Origin of the sequence: Pseudomonas morbosilactucae (genome assembly GCF_023241665.1) — a bacterium.
Taxonomy (GTDB): Bacteria; Pseudomonadota; Gammaproteobacteria; order Pseudomonadales; family Pseudomonadaceae; genus Aquipseudomonas; species Aquipseudomonas morbosilactucae.
Genome location: NZ_JALQCX010000005.1, coordinates 285,459 through 301,376, shown reverse-complemented (window position 1 = coordinate 301,376; position 15,918 = coordinate 285,459). Strand labels below are relative to the sequence as shown.

At 64.4% G+C, this 15,918-nt stretch carries 9 protein-coding genes and 1 pseudogene; all 10 read left to right on the top strand.

The window, feature by feature from the left end; all coding sequences use genetic code 11:
• Nucleotides 1-46 precede the first annotated feature (46 nt).
• The 10 genes and pseudogenes from tssB (at nt 47) to M1B35_RS03300 (ending at nt 15,916) form a co-directional block, all read left to right on the top strand.
• The gene (gene tssB, locus M1B35_RS03345) at nt 47-562 is read left to right on the top strand and encodes a type VI secretion system contractile sheath small subunit (RefSeq protein WP_025130792.1); all 516 of its coding nucleotides are present in this window, start codon (nt 47-49) and stop codon (nt 560-562) included.
• Between the two features lie 16 nt (nt 563-578).
• Nucleotides 579-2,072, top strand: coding sequence for a type VI secretion system contractile sheath large subunit (tssC, locus tag M1B35_RS03340; protein ID WP_123327863.1), 1,494 nt, complete (start codon nt 579-581; stop codon nt 2,070-2,072).
• A 151-nt stretch (nt 2,073-2,223) separates the two neighbouring features.
• Entirely contained in the window at nt 2,224-2,712 is a 489-nt protein-coding gene (locus M1B35_RS03335; RefSeq protein WP_123327864.1) for an Hcp family type VI secretion system effector, read from the top strand.
• 174 nt (nt 2,713-2,886) lie between these two features.
• Entirely contained in the window at nt 2,887-3,402 is a 516-nt protein-coding gene (gene tssE / locus M1B35_RS03330; RefSeq protein WP_268261219.1) for a type VI secretion system baseplate subunit TssE, read from the top strand.
• Nucleotides 3,399-5,256 (top strand): annotated as a pseudogene (gene tssF / locus M1B35_RS03325) (type VI secretion system baseplate subunit TssF). Before tssE ends, tssF begins: the two are co-directional and overlap by 4 nt.
• Nucleotides 5,220-6,272, top strand: a complete 1,053-nt coding sequence (tssG, locus tag M1B35_RS03320) for a type VI secretion system baseplate subunit TssG (protein ID WP_268261206.1) — start codon at nt 5,220-5,222, stop codon at nt 6,270-6,272. The pseudogene tssF and the gene tssG overlap by 37 nt, the downstream one beginning before the upstream one ends.
• Nucleotides 6,265-8,940, top strand: a complete 2,676-nt coding sequence (gene tssH / locus M1B35_RS03315; RefSeq protein ID WP_268261205.1) for a type VI secretion system ATPase TssH — start codon at nt 6,265-6,267, stop codon at nt 8,938-8,940. Before tssG ends, tssH begins: the two co-directional genes overlap by 8 nt.
• Nucleotides 8,941-9,064: 124 nt before the next feature.
• A complete protein-coding gene (locus tag M1B35_RS03310; protein ID WP_268261204.1) occupies nt 9,065-11,002 on the top strand; it encodes a type VI secretion system Vgr family protein in 1,938 nt (645 codons plus the stop codon).
• Between the two features lie 18 nt (nt 11,003-11,020).
• Nucleotides 11,021-11,446 (top strand): DcrB-related protein, encoded by a 426-nt coding sequence (locus tag M1B35_RS03305; RefSeq protein WP_123327869.1) that lies wholly within the window; start codon nt 11,021-11,023, stop codon nt 11,444-11,446.
• A gap of 9 nt (nt 11,447-11,455) precedes the next feature.
• Nucleotides 11,456-15,916, top strand: a complete 4,461-nt coding sequence (locus M1B35_RS03300) for an RHS repeat-associated core domain-containing protein (protein ID WP_268261203.1) — start codon at nt 11,456-11,458, stop codon at nt 15,914-15,916.
• The last annotated feature ends 2 nt before the right edge of the window (nt 15,917-15,918 follow it).

Below are 15,918 nucleotides of genomic sequence, written 5' to 3'. Positions count from 1 at the left end.
CCACCGATGACGCCAACACCGTCGCAGCAGCGACCAGGAGCACAACGTGGCGAAGCAAAGTTCTCAGAAGTTCATCGCGCGCAACCGCGCGCCCCGGGTGCAGATCGAGTACGACGTGGAACTCTACGGCGCCGAGAAGAAGGTCCAGCTGCCCTTCGTCATGGGTGTGATGGCTGACTTGGCGGGCAAACCGGCCGAGCCACTGGCCGCCGTTGCCGACCGCAAGTTCCTGGAAATCGACGTCGACAACTTCGACTCGCGCCTCAAGGCCATGCAGCCGCGGGTGGCGTTCCACGTGCCCAATGAACTGACCGGCGAAGGCAACCTGAGCCTGGACATCACCTTCGAAAGCATGGACGACTTCAGCCCGGCGGCCGTGGCCCGCAAGGTCGATTCGTTGAACCAGTTGCTGGAAGCCCGCACTCAGCTGGCCAACCTGCTGACCTACATGGACGGCAAGACCGGCGCTGAAGAAATCATCATGAAAGCCATCAAGGATCCGGCGTTGCTCCAGGCCCTGGCGAGTGCGCCAAAGCCTGTGGACTCCGAGCCCAACGCGTAAATCAGGACCAACGATCATGACCGAATTGATGCGTGACAATCAGGGCCAACCGGCCGCCACCGAGCAAGCCAGCGAGTTCGCCTCCCTGCTGCTGCAGGAATTCAAACCCAAGACCGAGCGCGCTCGCGAAGCCGTGGAGACCGCGGTTCGCACCCTGGCCGAACAGGCCCTGGCGCAGACCGACCTGGTGTCCAACGATGCGATCAAATCGATCGAATCGATCATCGCCGCCATCGACGCCAAGCTCACCGCCCAGGTCAACCAGGTGATCCATCACCCGGAATTCCAGAAGCTGGAAAGCGCCTGGCGCGGCCTGCACTACCTGGTGAACAACACCGAAAGCGACGAGCAGCTGAAGATCCGTGTGCTCAACATCTCCAAGCCGGAGCTGCACAAGACCCTGAAGAAATTCAAGGGCACGGCCTGGGACCAGAGCCCGCTGTTCAAGAAGATGTACGAAGAGGAATACGGCCAGTTCGGCGGCGAGCCGTACGGCTGCCTGGTGGGCGACTACTACTTCGACCAGTCACCACCGGACGTGGAACTGCTGGGCGAACTGTCCAAGGTCTGCGCGGCCATGCACTCGCCGTTCATTGCAGCGGCATCGCCGACCGTGATGGGCATGGGCTCGTGGCAGGAATTGTCCAACCCACGGGACCTGACCAAGATCTTCACCACCCCGGAGTACGCCGGCTGGCGCTCCCTGCGTGAGTCGGAAGACGCACGCTACATCGGCCTGACCATGCCGCGCTTCCTGGCGCGCCTGCCGTACGGTGCCAAGACCGACCCGGTGGAAGCCTTCGCCTTCGAAGAAAACACCGACGGCGCCGACAGCTCCAAGTACACCTGGGCCAACGCCGCGTACGCCATGGCGGTGAACATCAACCGTTCGTTCAAACACTACGGCTGGTGCTCGCGCATCCGCGGTGTGGAGTCCGGCGGTGAAGTGGAAAACCTGCCCGCCCACACCTTCCCGACCGATGACGGCGGCGTGGACATGAAGTGCCCGACCGAAATCGCCATCAGCGACCGCCGTGAAGCGGAGCTGGCGAAGAACGGTTTCATGCCGCTGCTGCACAAGAAAAACACCGACTTTGCCGCCTTTATCGGTGCCCAGTCGCTGCAGAAGCCTGCTGAGTACGACGACCCGGACGCCACCGCCAACGCCAACCTGGCCGCGCGCCTGCCGTACCTATTCGCCACCTGCCGCTTCGCCCATTACCTGAAGTGCATCGTGCGCGACAAGATCGGCTCGTTCAAAGAGAAGGACGAGATGCAACGCTGGCTGCAGGACTGGATCCTCAACTACGTGGACGGTGATCCGGCCCACTCCACTGAAACCACCAAGGCCCAGCACCCACTGGCCGCGGCGGAAGTGGTGGTCGAGGAAGTCGAAGGCAACCCCGGCTACTACAACTCGAAATTTTTCCTGCGCCCGCACTACCAGCTCGAAGGGCTGACCGTGTCGCTGCGCCTGGTATCCAAACTGCCTTCGGCAAAAGGCGCTTAACCCCCCTGTAGGAGCCGGTCTGCCGGCGATGCACTCAAGGGCGCATCGTTGGTCCGAAAGCGAGCGCTATCGTTGACGACCATCGCCGGCAAGCCGGCTCCTACGGATTCATATCTGTACCACCGTGGCAGTGGCCACACAGGGAGAACACATGGCTGTCGATATTTTCATCAAGATCGGTGACATCAAGGGCGAGTCCATGGACAAGGCCCACAAGGACGAAATCGACGTGTTGAACTGGAGCTGGGGCATGTCCCAATCCGGCAACATGCACGTTGGCGGTGGCGGCGGCGCAGGCAAGGTGAACATCCAGGACCTGTCGCTGACCAAGTACGTGGACAAGGCCTCGCCGAACCTGATGATGCATTGCTCCAGCGGCAAGCACGTGGACAAGGTGCGCCTGACCGTGCGCAAGGCCGGCGGCGAAAGCCAGGTCGAGTACATGATCATCGACCTGGAAGAAGTGCTGATCACGTCCCTGAGCACCGGCGGTTCGGGCAGCGATGACCGTCTGACCGAAAACATCACCCTGAACTTCGCCCAGGTGATGGTCGAGTACCAACCGCAGAAAGCCGACGGCAGCAAAGACGGCGGCCCGATCAAATACGGCTGGAACATCCGCTCCAACACCAAGCGTTGATCCATCGCGCCCCCGACGCCTGCGTCGGGGGCCGTTTGCCCTGACCCGAATTCGCTCCACTCCCGCCCGGTGCCCGACTGATGACCAAGCCTTTGTTGATCAAGCTGCGGAACCGTTGTGCCCTTGCGGGTGCCTGCCATGGCGCACCAGCCAGTTTTTTGGGGGGCCGCTGCGTTGATCACTGAAATCGCCGCCCGCGACCGCCTGCAGCCGTCCTTGCTGGACCGTCTGACCGACGACGAGCCCGGCCAGCTCAAGGAAAGTGCCGACAAGCGCGTGCTGTCCCTGACCCAGCTCAAGGCCTCGGTGCTGCGGGACCTGGCGTGGCTGCTCAACACCACGTCGCTGCTGGATGCCGATGCCACGTTGCACACCCCCGCCGGCACTTCGGTGATCAATTACGGCCTGCCGGCCCTGGCCGGGCACAGTGCCTCGAGCATTGATATCAATGCCCTGGAAAGCCTGATCCAACAGGCCATTGCCACCTTCGAGCCACGCATCTTGCGCAGTACCCTGCGCGTGCGGGCCCGCAGTGCGCCCGGAGAAATGAACCACAACGCCTTGAGCTTCGAGATCGAAGGCGACCTCTGGGCCCAGCCCATGCCCCTGCGCCTGCTGCTGCAAACCGACCTGGACCTGGAATCGGGCCATGTGCGGGTGCGCCAGGCCGAGCAACGGAGACGCTCATGAATCCCCGTCTGCTGGAGCTGTACAACCAGGAACTGCACCACGTGCGCGAGAGCGCCGCGGAGTTCGCCAAGGAATACCCGAAGATCGCCAGCCGCCTGACCCTGTCGGGCATGGACTGTGCCGATCCGTATGTGGAGCGCCTGCTGGAAGGCTTTGCCTACCTCACCGCGCGGGTGCAATTGAAGCTCGATGCCGAGTACCCGACCTTCACCCACAACCTGCTGGAGATCGCCTACCCGCACTACCTGGCACCGACGCCGTCGCTGACCGTGGTGCAATTGCAGGCCGATCCCGATGAAGGCTCACTGAGCAGCGGTTTTACCCTGGACCGCGGCACCAGCCTGCGGGCGCCCTGGGCCGCGACAGCCAGACCTGCTGCGAATACCGCAGCGCCCACGCGGTCACCCTGTGGCCGCTGCAAGTCAGCCATGCCGAGTACTTCGGCAACCCGGCGGCGGTGCTCGGGCGCCTGGCCGCCAGCGAGCCCAAGGCCAAGGCCGGGCTGCGCCTGACCCTGCGCACCGGCGCCGAGTTGCCGTTCAGCAGCCTGGCCCTGGAGCAGTTGCCGCTCTACCTCAATGGCAATGACGAGCTGCCGTTCCGCCTCTACGAGCAACTGCTGGGCAATGCCTGCGCGGTGTTCGCCCGGGTGCCCGGGGGCGACTGGGTCGAGCGGCTGCCGGCCAACGCCTTGCGCGCCAAGGGCTTCGACGACTGCGACGCGGCGCTGCCGGTGGTGCCCCAGGCTTTCCAGGGCTATCGCCTGTTGCAGGAATACTTCGCCCTGCCCAACCGTTTCCTGTTCGTCGAGTTCGCCGAGCTGGGCCGTGCGGTGCGCCGCTGCGAAGGCCAGGAGCTGGAGCTGATCGTGCTCTTCGAGCGCCACGAACCAAGCCTGGAAGGCAGCGTCGGCAGCGCCCAGTTCGTGCCCTTCTGCACCCCGGCGATCAACCTGTTCCCCAAGCGCGTGGACCGTATCCACCTGTCGGACCGGGTCAACGAGCACCATGTGATCGCGACCGCACCCGACCGATGGATTTCGAAATCCACTCGCTGTGCGCCGTCAGCGGCCACGGCACCGGGCCGGAGCAACCGTTCCTGCCGTTCTACGCGGTGCGTGACCCGTCGCGCTATGGCCGTGACCAGGCCTACTACAGCCTGCGTCGCGAGCCACGGGTGCTGTCCAGCGACCAGCGACGCAACGGCCCGCGCTCCACCTACATCGGCAGCGAAACCTTCGTCAGCCTGGTGGACAGCCAGCAAGCGCCCTATCGCCACGACCTGCGCCAGCTCGGTGTGAGTGCCCTGTGCACCAACCGCGACCTGCCGCTGTTCATGAACGTCGGCGGCGGCAAGACCGACTTCACCCTGGCCGACAGCGCCCCAGTGCAGGCTGTGCGCTGCCTGGCCGGGCCAAGCCGCCCGCGCCCCAGCCACGCCCACGACGGCAAGGCCTGGCGCTTGATCAGCCAGTTGTCGCTCAACTACCTGTCGTTGAGTGAGCAAGGCCAGGGCGCCGCCGCCCTGCGCGAACTGCTGCGCCTGTATGGCGACAGCAACGACGCGGCCCTGCAATTGCAGATCGAAGGCCTACGCGAGGTCAGCAGCAAGGCGGTGACCCGGCGCCTGCCCATGCCCGGGCCGATCGTTTTTGGCCGGGGCCTGGAGATCACCCTGGAGTTCGATGAAAACGCGTTTCGCGGCACCGGGGTGTTCCTGCTCGGCGCCGTGTTCGAACGCTTCCTGGCACGTTATGTGTCCCTCAACAGTTTTACCGAGACGGTGATCCGTACCACCGAACGCGGCGAGATCATGCGATGGAAAGCCCAGCCCGGACGCCGTCCGACCCTTTGAATACGCTGACGGCGATGCACGCCGAGCCCTGGGAGTACGACTTCTTCCAGGCGCTGCGGCGGATCGAATGCCTGTCGCCCCAGCTGCCGCGCTTCGGTCATTCCCTGCGCCTGGCCGACGACCCGCTGCGCCTCGGGCAGCAGGCCGACTGCACCTTCGCGCCCTCGACCCTGGCCTCGGTCGAGCCCGGTGTCGACGGTGCGCCTGCACGCTTGCAGCAGTTTTTCTTCGGCCTGGGCGGGCCCAACGGTCCGCTGCCGCTGCACCTCACCGAGTACGTGCGTGAGCGCCAGCGCAACCAGGGCGACAGCACCAGCAAGGGCTTCCTCGATGTCTTTCACCATCGCCTGTTGAGCCTGTTCTACCGGGCCTGGGCCGAGGCCCGGCCGACGGTGAGCCACGACCGCCCGGACGACGATTACTGGTCGGCGCGCCTGGCCGCCCTCAGTGGCCGGGGCATGCCCAGCCTGCTCAATCAGGGGCTGATCCCGGACACCGCCAAGTTGCACTACAGCGGCCACCTGGCGGCGCAGACCCGCTACCCGGATGGCCTGCGGGCGATCCTCGGCGAGTACTTCGGGCTGCCGGTGCAGATCGAGGAATACGTCGGCCAATGGCTGGAGCTGCCGGAGCGCAGCCGCCTGGGGGTCAACGCCCACCAACTGGGGGCCGACTTCTGCCTGGGCAGCCACGTCTGGGACCGCCAGCACAAATTCCGCATCTGCCTCGGCCCCCTGAGCCTCGACGCCTACATGGGCATGCTGCCCGACGGCCAGCAGTTCAAGGAGCTGGTGGCCTGGGTCGCCGAATACCTGGGTTTCGAACTGGACTGGGACCTGAACCTGATCCTGCTTCAGGACGAAGTGCCCAAGCTGCAACTCAACGGGCGCCAGCGCCTGGGTTTCAACACCTGGCTCGGCCGCCCCGCGGCGGACCCCAAGGACCTCATTCTGGCCCGGCACTACGCCGATCAGGCCGCCACATCACGCACCTCAAGGAGCACAGAGCATGGGTGAAATCAGTCGCGCAGCGCTGTTCGGCAAACTCAACAGCGTCGCCTACAAAGCCATCGAAGCCGCCACGGTGTTCTGCAAACTGCGGGGCAACCCCTATGTGGAACTGGCCCACTGGCTGCACCAGTTGCTGCAATTGCAGGACAGCGACCTGCACCGCCTGATCCGCCAGTTCAACCTTGAACCGGCGCGCCTGGCCAAGGACCTGACCGAGGCCCTGGACCGCCTGCCACGGGGCTCCACATCGATCACCGACCTGTCGTCCCACGTTGAAGAAGCGGTGGAGCGCGGCTGGGTCTACGGCAGCCTGATGTTCGGCGAAAGCCAGGTGCGCACCGGCTACCTGGTGCTCGGCATCCTCAAGACCCCGAGCCTGCGCCATGCGCTGCTGGGGCTGTCCAAGGAGTTCGAGAAGATCAAGGTCGAGGCCCTGAGTGAGCGCTTTGACGAGTACGTCGGCGACTCGCCGGAAAACGCCCTCGGCGCCAGCGATGGCTTCAATGCCGGCGCGGTTCCAGGCGAAGCCAGCGGTGCCATGGCCCCCAGTGCCATGGGCAAGCAGGAGGCCCTCAAGCGCTTCACCGTGGACCTCACCGAGCAGGCTCGCAGCGGCAAGCTCGACCCGATCGTCGGCCGTGACGAAGAGATCCGCCAACTGGTGGACATCCTCATGCGGCGGCGCCAGAACAACCCGATCCTCACCGGTGAAGCCGGCGTCGGCAAGACGGCCGTGGTGGAAGGTTTTGCCCTGCGCATCGTCGCCGGCGACGTGCCGCCTGCCTTGAAGGATGTGGAATTGCGCAGCCTCGATGTCGGCCTGCTGCAAGCCGGCGCCAGCATGAAGGGCGAGTTCGAACAGCGCCTGCGCCAGGTCATCGAAGACGTCCAGGCCTCGCCCAAGCCGATCATTCTGTTTATCGACGAAGCCCACACCCTGGTGGGTGCCGGTGGCGCCGCCGGTACCGGCGATGCGGCTAACCTGCTCAAGCCGGCCCTGGCCCGCGGCACCTTACGCACCGTGGCCGCCACCACTTGGGCCGAGTACAAGAAGCACATCGAGAAAGACCCGGCCCTGACCCGCCGCTTCCAGGTGGTGCAAGTGGCCGAACCGTCGGAAGACAAGGCGCTGCTGATGATGCGCGGCGTGGCCTCGACCATGGAGCAGCACCATCAGGTGCAGATCCTCGACGAAGCCCTGGAAGCTTCGGTCAAGCTGTCCCATCGCTACATCCCGGCCCGCCAGTTACCGGACAAATCCGTGAGCCTGCTGGACACCGCCTGCGCCCGCGTCGCCATCAGCTTGCACGCCGTGCCGGCCGAGGTGGACGACAGCCGTCGGCGCATCGAAGCCCTGGAAACCGAGCTGCAGATCATCGCCCGGGAACAGGCGATCGGCGTGGCCATCGGCAACCGCCAGGTCAACAGCGAAAGCCTGTTGGCCACAGAACGCGAGCGCCTGGCCGAGCTGGAAGGTCGCTGGGCCGAAGAAAAGACCCTGGTGGACGAACTCCTGGCAACCCGTGCCCAACTGCGGGACAACGTCGGCCTGGTGGACAGCGACGTCGGTGATGAAAGCCACGGCCTGCGGGAAAAACTGGTGGACCTGCAACAGCGCCTGAGCGCCCTGCAAGGTGAAACCCCGTTGATCCTGCCGACCGTGGACTACCAGGCGGTGGCCTCGGTGGTGGCCGACTGGACCGGGATTCCCGTGGGGCGCATGGCCCGCAATGAACTGGAAACCGTGCTCAACCTCGACCAGCACCTGAAGAAACGCATCATCGGCCAGGACCACGCCCTGCAGATGATCGCCAAGCGCATCCAGACCTCCCGCGCCGGCCTCGACAACCCGAACAAGCCGATTGGCGTGTTCATGCTGGCCGGCACCTCGGGGGTGGGCAAGACCGAGACCGCCCTGGCCCTGGCCGAAGCCATGTATGGCGGTGAGCAGAACGTCATCACCATCAACATGAGCGAGTTCCAGGAAGCCCACACCGTGTCCACCCTCAAGGGGGCGCCACCGGGTTACGTCGGCTACGGCGAAGGCGGCGTGCTCACCGAAGCGGTGCGGCGCAAACCCTACAGCGTGGTGCTGCTCGACGAAGTAGAGAAAGCCCACCCGGACGTGCACGAGATCTTCTTCCAGGTGTTCGACAAGGGCGTGATGGAAGACGGCGAAGGCCGGGTGATCGACTTCAAGAACACCCTGATCCTGCTCACCACCAACGCCGGTACCGAGCTGATCGCCAACGTTTGCAAGAACCCGGACAACGTGCCCGAGCCGGAAGAGATCGCCAAGGCCCTGCGCCAGCCGCTGCTGGAGATTTTCCCGCCGGCACTGCTGGGGCGCCTGGTGACCATCCCTTACTACCCGCTCAGCGATGTGATGCTCAAAGCCATCACCCGCCTGCAACTGGGACGGATCAAAAAGCGCGTGGAGAGCACCCACAAAGTCGCGTTCGACTTCGACGACGAGGTGGTCGACCTGATCGTCTCCCGCTGCAGCGAAACCGAAAGCGGTGGCCGCATGATCGACGCCATCCTCACCAACAGCCTGCTGCCGGACATGAGCCGTGAGTTCCTCACGCGCATGCTCGAAGGCAAGCCGCTGGCCGGGGTGCGCATCAGCCAGCGCGACAACGAACTGCACTACGACTTCAGTGAGCCGGCCTGACCCCGCACCCCTGCTTGCGTAGGAGCTGGCTTGCCAGCGAAGGCATCCGTGAGATCGCCATCGCCGGCAAGCCGGCTCCTACAAGAGGCCGGCCAGGCACACTACGCATTCAACGAGACTGACGATGGTATTTCAGCAATCCACACGACTGGCGCAGGTCACCAGCCCCCTGGGGCCGGATGTCCTGGTGCTCAAGAGCCTGGGCGGCGGCGAAGAGCTGGGGCGTCTGTACGACTACCAGTTGCAGCTGACCTCCCACGACGCCGCCATCGACTTGAACCAGTTGCTGGGCAAGCCCATGGGCGTCAGCGTGCTGCTCGACGACGGCAGCCAGCGCTACTTCCACGGCATCGTCGCGCGCTGCAGCCAGAACATCGACAGCGGCCAGTTCGCCAGTTACCAGGTCACTCTGCGGCCCTGGCTGTGGCTGCTGAGCCGCACCTCCGACTGCCGGATTTTCCAGAACCTGAGCATTCCGCAGATCATCAAGCAGGTGTTTCGCGACCTCGGCTTCTCGGACTTCGAAGACGCCCTCAGCCGCCCCTACCGCGAGTGGGAATACTGCGTGCAGTACCGGGAGAACAGCTTCGATTTCGTCAGCCGACTGATGGAACAGGAAGGCATCTACTACTTCTTCCGCCATGAAAAGGACCGCCACGTGCTGGTCCTGGCCGACGCCTACGGCGCCCACACCACGGTGCCCGGCTACGCCTCGGTGCCCTACTACCCCAAGGACGAACAGCAGCGCGAGCGCGACCACCTGTTCGACTGGCACCTGGCCCAGGAAGTCCAGCCCGGCTCCCTGGAACTCAACGACTACGACTTCCAGCGCCCCAGCGCACGGATCGACGTGCGCTCGGCCATGCCTCGTCCCCACAGCGCCGGCGACTACCCGCTGTACGACTACCCCGGCACCTACGTGCAAAGCCAGGACGGCGAGCACTACGCCCGCACCCGCATCGAAGCCCTGCAGAGCCTGCATGAGCGCATCGAGCTGGCGGGCAACGCCCGGGGCATCGGCGCGGGCCACTTGTTCAGCCTGTCTGGCTTCAGCCGCCAGGATCAGAACCGCGAATACCTGATCGTCGGGGCCCGCTACTACGTGGTCCAGGAGAGCCTGGAGAGCGGCTCCAGCGGCGGTGCGGCGCAGTTCGAAAGCAGCCTGACCTGCATCGACGCCCAGCAAAGCTTCCGCCCTCTGGCCAGCACCAGCCGGCCCATCGTCAAGGGGCCGCAGACGGCGATTGTGGTGGGTCCTGCGGGCGAGGAAATCTGGACCGACCAGTTTGGCCGGGTCAAGGTGCACTTCTACTGGGACCGCCACGACCAATCCAACGAGAACAGCTCCTGCTGGATTCGCGTGTCCCAGGCCTGGGCCGGCAAGAACTGGGGCTCGATGCAGATCCCGCGGATCGGTCAGGAAGTCATCGTCAGCTTCCTCGAAGGCGACCCCGACCGGCCGATCATCACCGGCCGCGTGTACAACGCCGAGCAGACCGTGCCCTACGACCTGCCGGCCAACGCCACCCAGAGCGGCATGAAGAGCCGCTCCAGCAAAGGCGGGAGCCCGGCCAACTTCAACGAAATCCGCATGGAAGACAAAAAAGGCGCGGAGCAGCTGTACATCCACGCCGAGCGCAACCAGGACATAGTGGTCGAGGTCAACGAAACCCACTCCGTGGGCAATGACCGGGTCAAGAGTATTGGCCACGACGAGTACGTGACCATCGGCAACAAGCGCACGCGCATCGTCCAGCACGTGGATGAGCTGACGGTGGGCGAGAAGAAGCTCGACAGCATCGGCCAGAGCTACGTGATCGAGGTCGGCGAACGCCTGCGCCTGGTGTGCGGGGCCAGCATCCTGGAGCTCAATGCCAGCGGCCAGATCAACCTGTGCGGAGTCAACATCAGTGTCCACGCCTCAAGCGACGCGCAGATCAACACCGGTGGCGTGCTGCACCTGAACAACGGCGGCGGTCCGGACACCACCACCGAGGGCCAGGGTGTGCAGGGCGCCATCAGCGCCAAGGCCAAAGCGCCCTTTTCCGCCCCCAAAGGCTAATGAACGGATGCCCATGCCATGACCTATCGCCTCAATGAATTGCAGTTCCAGCTGCCTGCCGGCGAACTGCAGGACGCCTCGATCAACATCCTCAAGTTCCCGGCCCTGGGTACTTCGCTGATCGTCAGCCGCAGCCTGTTGGGCGACGGTGAAACCCTGGAGAGCAGCCTGGCCAGCCAGTTGCAGCGGCTGGAACAGCAAGTGCAGGAACTGCGGGTCAAGGGTCCGCAGCCGGTGCTGCTGGGCCCGGCCCAGGACATTCCGGGCCTGGAGCTGCGCAGCCAGTTCAGCAAGGGCAGCGAGCAGGTGTTCCAGTTCCAGCTGGCCCTGGTGCTGCCCGGCACCCGGCAGATGCTCGCCATGAGCTACGTCAAGGCGCAGAAACTCGGCGACACCGAAGCCGCGCACTGGGCGCAGATCAAGAACAGCCTGGTGCTGGGCTGAGGCCGGGGCGTGTCTGACGCGCTGTGGGCCGCACGACTGGGCGACGGGCTGGAACACACCTCGATGATGGCCGACATCCTCGGCGGTGTGCTGGAGGTGGCGGCCAACGTCGCCATCGGCACCCTGGCGACCATGGCGGTGGCTGCAGCAGCGGGCATCACCGTGGCCACCGGCGGCCTCGGTGCCTGCGTGCTGGGGCTGGTGGTGGGCGTGGTGGTCGGCGTGGTCATGAGCAAGACCGGCGCCGACAAGGGCCTGAGCAATTTATGCGAGGGCATCGCCAATGCCCTGTTCCCGCCCTCGATCCAGGCCACCATCGCCAGCGGTTCGCAAAAGGTGTTGACCAACAACAAACCGGCGGCCCGCGCGGCGGGCATCGCCCCGCCGTCGCATATCAGCGGCGACGGCGCCGAGGAAGGCGAAGCCACCGACACCCCTTCGGCCACCCCGGAGGAAGGCCCGGGCTTTCTCGACATGGCCAAGGAATTCTTCTCGCAGATGTGGCGGCCCACCGTGGCCTCCCCGGCCCCCGGCTCCCAGACCAAGGAACTGGACCTGGTGACCTGCACCAAGCACCCGCCGATGCCCGTGCAGTACCTGGCCGAAGGCTCGGAGAAGGTCAGCATCGACGGCCAACCGGCGGTGCGCAGCGGCGACCGCAGCACCTGCGACGCCAAGGTGGTGTCCGCCGGACCGATCTCCCCCGACGTGACCATCGGCGGCGGCTCGGTGGTGGTGCGCGAGATCCGCAGCGGCAAGACCCCGGGCGTGGGCCTGGCGGTGACCGTGCTGATGATGCTCAAGGGCGGCAAGGGCAAGTTCAAGGCCAACCTGCCGTGCATGCTGATGGCCGGGGTCAATTCGTTTGTCGTCAGCCAGGCGACCAATGCGCTGACCCAGGCTATCGCCGGCTCGCCGAATCCGGTGCATGCCGCGACCGGGGCCAAGGTGCTGGGGGCCGACGACGATCTGGACTTCACCCTGCCAGGGCTGGTGCCCATCGAATGGCAACGCTTCTACAACAGCCGCGACGAACGCCGTGACGGCCTGCTCGGGGCCGGCTGGAGCCTGCCTTACGAGGTCAGCATCCAGATCGAGCCCCATCCCGAGGGCGGCGAACGCCTGCTCTACATTGATGAGCAGGGACGCCGCATCGACATGGGTGCCATTGCCCTGGGCGGTGGAGCCTTCAGCCCCGGTGAAGGCTTGAGCGTGCGACGCAACGACAACGGGCAGTTGCTGATCGAAAGCAGCGACGGCCTCTACCGTCTGTTCGAGCCGCTGGCGAGCGATCCTTCGCGGTTGCGCCTGAGCCAGCTGGGGGACCGCAACGACAATCGCCTGCACCTGGAATACGACTCGGCCGGGCGGCTCTGGCTGCTGCGCGATACTTTTGAACAGGCGCAGCTCGAACTGGGCTACAGCACGCGCTGGCCCGGTCGGATTGCCCAGGTCGAACGGCTGTACCCTGACCAGCAACGGGAAGTACTGGTCAGCTATGACTACGATGCCGCAGGGAACCTGGCACAGGTCCGCGATGGCGAAAGGCAGGTACAGCGGCGCTTCGCCTATGACGCCGGCCACCGGATGACCGAGCACCAGTTGGCCACCGGGCTGCGCTGCTTCTACCAGTGGACACTGTTCGCCGACCAGCAGTGGCGAGTGACCCGTCACTGGACCGACGAAGGCGATAGCTATCAGTACGACTATGATCTGGAGGCCGGAATCACCCAGGTCACCGACAGCCTGCAACGCATCAGCCGCCGTCGCTGGAACAGCCAGTTGCAGATCGTCGAGTACACCGACAACCTCAACCAGACATGGGCCTTCGAGTGGAACGACGAACGCCAACTGCTCAGCGCCACTGACCCCTTAGGAGGGCGCTATGCCTATAGCTACGACGAAACCGGCAACCTGATCGCCGAGACCGATCCTCTGGGGCACAGCCACTCGACCTTGTGGCTGGAGCACTGGTCGCTGCCACAGACCCTGACCGATCCTGCCGGCAAAAGCTGGCACTTGCGCTACGACCCCCGAGGCAATTGCATCGCCGAAACAGACCCGCTAGGCCAGGTGACTCAGTACCGCCACGACGCACACGGGCAGGTGGTGGAGATCATCGATGCCACGGGAAGAAGCCGGAAGATGCGCTGGAACTCGTCCGGGCAATTGCTTGAACACCTGGATTGCTCGGGCTATCCGACCCGCTTCGAATACGATCGACGTGGCAACGTGAAAGCCATCATCGATGCCCTTGGCGAGCACACCCGCTTCCATTACGACGGCCAGGGACGGTTGCTCAGCAGCCAACTGGCCGATGGCCGCGCCGAGCATTTTCAACGCGGCGGCAACGGCCAGCTGCAGGGCTACACCGACCCGTCCGGCTACACCACGCTCTACCAGTACAACCGGCGCGGGCAGATAAGCCAGCGCACCGACGCCCATGGCCGGCAGGTCCGATTCGACTATGACGCGTTCGGACGGCTGCTGGCGCTCACCAACGAAAACGGCGAAAGCTATCGCTTTGCCTGGGATGCCGGCAACCGTCTGAGCGAACAGCAGGACCTCGACGGCAGTGCCAAGCGCTATGGCTATGACCCACTGAACAACGTCGTCGAACTCCAGGCCCATGCCGCGCCTTATGGCTCCGGATTGAGCGCCGTGCCCGCGCAACCAATCGCACCAATCATCCACAAGTTCGAGCGCGATGCCGTGGGGCGGCTGCTGGCCAAGACCACGGACGATGGGCGCAGTCAATACACCTACGATCCCTTGAACCAACTGATCGCAGCCAGCTTTACCGACAACCTCGGCAACCAGCAGGCAGTGAGTTTCAGCTACGACGCCCTGGGCCAATTACTCGAAGAACACACAGCGGCCGGCAGCCTGAAACACCGATACGACGAACTGGGCAATCTGATTCAGACCCAGCTACCGGACACGCGCTGGCTCAATCGGCTCTATTACGGCAGCGGCCATCTGCACCAGATCAATCTCGATGGCCAGGTAATCAGCGATTTTCAACGTGATCGCCTGCACCGTGAAGTGCTGCGCACCCAGGGTCAGATCAGCACCCGCAGCGAATACGACCGTTGTGGCCGCCTGCGCGCACGCCTGCGGCATTCCAGCCTGCTGGCAAACACCCTGCCGACAGCCCCGGAACGGCACCTCGAGTACGACGACAGCGATAACCTGGTGGGCCTGGCCGAGCGGCATGTCAACGGGCAATATCGGCAACTGTTCCATTACGACGCGACCGGGCGAATCATCGCCAGCCAGGACGGCCTGCAGGGCCAGAAGGAAACCTTCGCCTACGACGCCGCCGCCAATTTGCTTGACGGCCCGAAAGCGGGCGCCGGGCTGGTGGTGCACAACAAGTTGCTGACCTACCAGGACAAGCGCTACCGCTACGATGCCTTTGGCCGAATGATTGAAAAACGCAGTGGTCGGCGAGGCGTGCAACGGTTTGCCTACGATGCCGAACACCGCTTGATCGAAGTGCGCAATCAGACCGCCAGCGGCGAAACCCTGGTCAGGATGAGTTACGACGTCCTGGGTCGACGCATCAGCAAGCGTGAGTACGACAGCCAGGGCAACCTTCTGGGTGAAACCCGATTCATCTGGGATGGCCTGCGGCTGCTGCAGGAACAGCGTAATCAACAGACCAGCCTCTATGTCTATGAAGACCTGGGCCACGCGCCCCTGGCGCGGGTCGATGGCCTCGGCGCGCAGCAGAAGATCCGCTACTACCACAACGACCTGAATGGCCTGCCCCACCAGCTTTGCGAGCCTGACGGCCACAGCGTCTGGCAGGCCCGCTATCAGGTCTGGGGCAACACCATCGAAGAAATACGCGAGCCCTACTACATCGAGGAGCAGAATCTCAGGTTCCAGGGCCAGTACCTGGACCGCGAGACCGGGCTGCACTTCAACACGTTCCGTTTCTACGACCCGGATATCGGGCGCTTCACCACGCCGGACCCTATCGGCCTGGCCGGAGGCTTGAACCTCTATCACTATGCTCCCAACCCGATCGGCTGGATCGACCCGCTGGGCTGGATCTGCAAATCGGCCTACAGCGGCAGAAGGGGCACTACAAAGGCCAAGGCCGACCTCGAGAGAAACGGTTTCACTGTGGTAGCTGAAGAACTGACCATGAAGGTCAAGCATCCTGTCACTCAGAAGTCCTACCGCATCAGGGCAGATATCATCGCCCAGGACAAAGCCGGCAACTACCACGTGTTCGAAGTCAAAAATGGCAGCGGCAAACTGACCAAGAACCAACAGGGATCGGGGATGTTCGACATGAGCAATCCGGCCAATACCAACGGTGGCCTGGGCGGCGGCCTGATCAAACCGTCGGGCGCCACCCAAGGCCAGTTCGAAGTTGCGACCAAAAGCGGCAAAGGCACACCGTTCGGTGGAAATGGCGCACAGCATCCGGCCAACTTCTGGCTTCTTCGCTATTGAAC

Coding starts and splice junctions, on each gene's coding strand:
- tssH (WP_268261205.1), top strand. CDS start 6,265: ATGGGTGAAATCAGTCGCGCAGCGCTGTTCGGCAAACTCAACAGCGTC.
- tssC (WP_123327863.1), top strand. CDS start 579: ATGACCGAATTGATGCGTGACAATCAGGGCCAACCGGCCGCCACCGAG.
- M1B35_RS03335 (WP_123327864.1), top strand. CDS start 2,224: ATGGCTGTCGATATTTTCATCAAGATCGGTGACATCAAGGGCGAGTCC.
- tssG (WP_268261206.1), top strand. CDS start 5,220: ATGGAAAGCCCAGCCCGGACGCCGTCCGACCCTTTGAATACGCTGACG.
- M1B35_RS03310 (WP_268261204.1), top strand. CDS start 9,065: ATGGTATTTCAGCAATCCACACGACTGGCGCAGGTCACCAGCCCCCTG.
- M1B35_RS03305 (WP_123327869.1), top strand. CDS start 11,021: ATGACCTATCGCCTCAATGAATTGCAGTTCCAGCTGCCTGCCGGCGAA.